Raw genomic sequence first — 2,321 nt, forward strand, 5'->3', positions numbered from 1 at the left:
GGTGGTCGGCCGGGCCGCGACCGCACAGCGCGTGGCGGCCGCCTTCCTCCGTCACCCGGGCTGTGGGGTGCGGCCAGTGGGTGTCGTCTCCGACGAGACGTCCGGCGGCGAGGGGCTGCCGGTCCTGACCACGGGCGAGGAGGTCCAGCGGGCGCTCATCCAGAACGGCGTGCAGGACATGCTCGTCGTGGGCCCCGCCGCACGCACCGAACAGGGGCCGCTGCTGCGGGCGCTGGGCGAGTCGGGCTGCGCGGTGTGGGAGGTGGACGCGGACTCCCCGGCGTACGAGAGAGCGGACCGGCTCGCCGGGTTCGCCTGCCGGCGACTGCCGGTCGGGCGGCTGTACGGGAGCGCCGGGAAGCGGCTGCTCGACGTACTGGTGTCCGGGGTGCTGCTGCTGATGGTCAGTCCGGTGCTGCTGGTGTGCGCGATCGTGCTGCGGATCGTCGACGGGCCCGGGGTGGTCTTCCGGCAGGAGCGGATCGGCAAGGACGGGCGGCCGTTCACACTGCTGAAGTTCCGTACGCACCGGCCCGTCGACGCGCACGAGGCGGCGACGCGGTGGAGCGTGGCGAACGAGCACGAGATGAGCTGGTTCTGCCGCTTCCTGCGCCGGTCCTCGCTGGACGAGCTGCTCCAGCTGTGGAACGTCTTCTGGGGCGACATGAGCCTGGTCGGCCCGCGGCCCGAACGGCCTTATTTCGTGGGCCAGTTCAGCCAGACGTACCCCGGTTACGCGGCCCGCCACCGGATGCGGACCGGGATCACCGGGCTCGCGCAGATCCACGGGCTGCGCGGTGACACCTCGATCGAGGACCGCTGCCGGTTCGACAACGCGTACATCGACAACTGGTCGCTCTGGCAGGACGTGTGCATCCTGCTGCGCACCGCCGCCGCGCTCGTGCGCCCGACGGGGAGCTGACCGCGTGACCCAGCTGTTGACCGCTCCTCCTCTCCCGACCACCGCGTCGGCGCCGCGCCGCTTCCTTCCCGTACTCCCCGTGGTGGCCCTCGTCGCGATGATGGCGCTGCCGGTCTCCGGGGGCGGCGACGGCGGAGGCGGCACCATCGCCGACGCCGTGTCCGGTCTGGTCGTGCTGTACTGCGCGATCCGCCTCGTACGCGACCGCCGGCGCCCCCTGTCCCGTACCGCCGCCGTCGTGTTCGCGCTGCCCGTCGTCGGGATCGCGCTCGCCGCGGCGGGGGCGGCCTCGCCGGGGGCGGGGATCACCGGACTCGTGCGCTATCTGCAGATCTTCGTGCTCGTCCCCGCGGCGGTCATGCTGCTGATCCGCGACCGCCGGGACGCGCGGCTGGTCGCCTGGTCGCTCATCGGGCTCGCGCTGTGGCAGGGGGCGATCGGGGTCCATCAGTACGCGACCGGCACCGGAGCCTCGTACATGGGCGAGGAGATCCGGGCGGTCGGCACTTTCGGGGCGACGGACGTCATGGGGATGGCGACCGTGGTGTCCTTCGGCGTGGTGTGCGCGCTCGGCCTGGCGCTCGGGGCGGGACCGGGCCGACAGCGGACGGTGGCGGCTCTGTGCTCACTCGCCCTGTTGCTGCCGCTCGCGCTGTCGTTCAGCCGGGGCGCGTGGATCGCGACGGCCGTGACGTGCGGGGCCCAGCTGGCGCTCGCCGGGATGCGGCGGGCGGTGAAGGTGTTCGCGGTGGCGGTGGCCGCGTCGGTGATCCTCGTTGGCGGGCTCGGCGTGGGCACCGCGATGCTCCAGGAGCGGATCAGCAGCATCACGCAGGTCGCGGACGCGCCGGACCAGTCGGTGACGGACCGTTACACGATGTGGGCGGCCGCGATCGACATGTGGCGCGACCAGCCGCTGACCGGGGTCGGGCTCAAGGGCTTCCCCGACCATCGCGACGGGAACGCCTCGCTCGCGCTGTCGTCGGGCAGCGACACGGAGGGCGCGGGCGCCGGCTTCAAGCGCCAGCCGCTCCTGTCGCCGCACAACATGTACTTGCTGGTGCTCAGCGAGCAGGGGCTGCTGGGGCTGCTCGCGCTGGCCGGGAGCTGGCTGGCCCTGCTGGTGTGCGGGCTGAGGAGACTCTTTGCCGCCCGGCGCCGGGCGCCGCTCGGCCTCGACTGCGCGCTGGTCGCGTGCGGGCTGCTGACCTGGCAGCTCGTCGACTTCGCGTACGCCGACATCGGCGGCCCCTCGACCGCGCTGACCGCGGTGCTCTTCGGGCTCGGCGCCTGGTGGGCACTCGCCTCCGAGGAGGCCGGGGACCGATGACGGTGACGCCTTCCCGGGCGGAGGGGGAGGACGCGGTGGTCCGGGCCAGGGGTCGTGGTGGGTCGGGGC

At 73.4% G+C, this 2,321-nt stretch carries 2 protein-coding genes; both read left to right on the plus strand.

Annotation, left to right across the window (positions count from 1 at the left end; all coding sequences use genetic code 11):
- On the plus strand, nucleotides 1–922 hold a 922-nt coding region (locus O3Q52_RS52070), incomplete at its 5' end, for a sugar transferase (protein ID WP_269655395.1).
- Nucleotides 923–1,019: 97 nt separating this feature from the next.
- Nucleotides 1,020–2,252 carry an O-antigen ligase gene (locus O3Q52_RS52075; RefSeq protein ID WP_269655396.1) on the plus strand — a complete coding sequence of 411 codons (1,233 nt, stop codon included), beginning with the start codon at nucleotides 1,020–1,022 and terminating at the stop codon, nucleotides 2,250–2,252.
- Nucleotides 2,253–2,321 lie beyond the last annotated feature (69 nt).

This window comes from Streptomyces sp. ActVer (assembly GCF_027270795.1).
GTDB lineage: Bacteria > Actinomycetota > Actinomycetes > Streptomycetales > Streptomycetaceae > Streptomyces > Streptomyces umbrinus_A.

Bases quoted from the DNA above. Each gene is read 5' to 3' on its own strand.
- O3Q52_RS52075 (WP_269655396.1), top strand. From the start codon at position 1,020: ATGATGGCGCTGCCGGTCTCCGGGGGCGGCGACGGCGGAGGCGGCACC.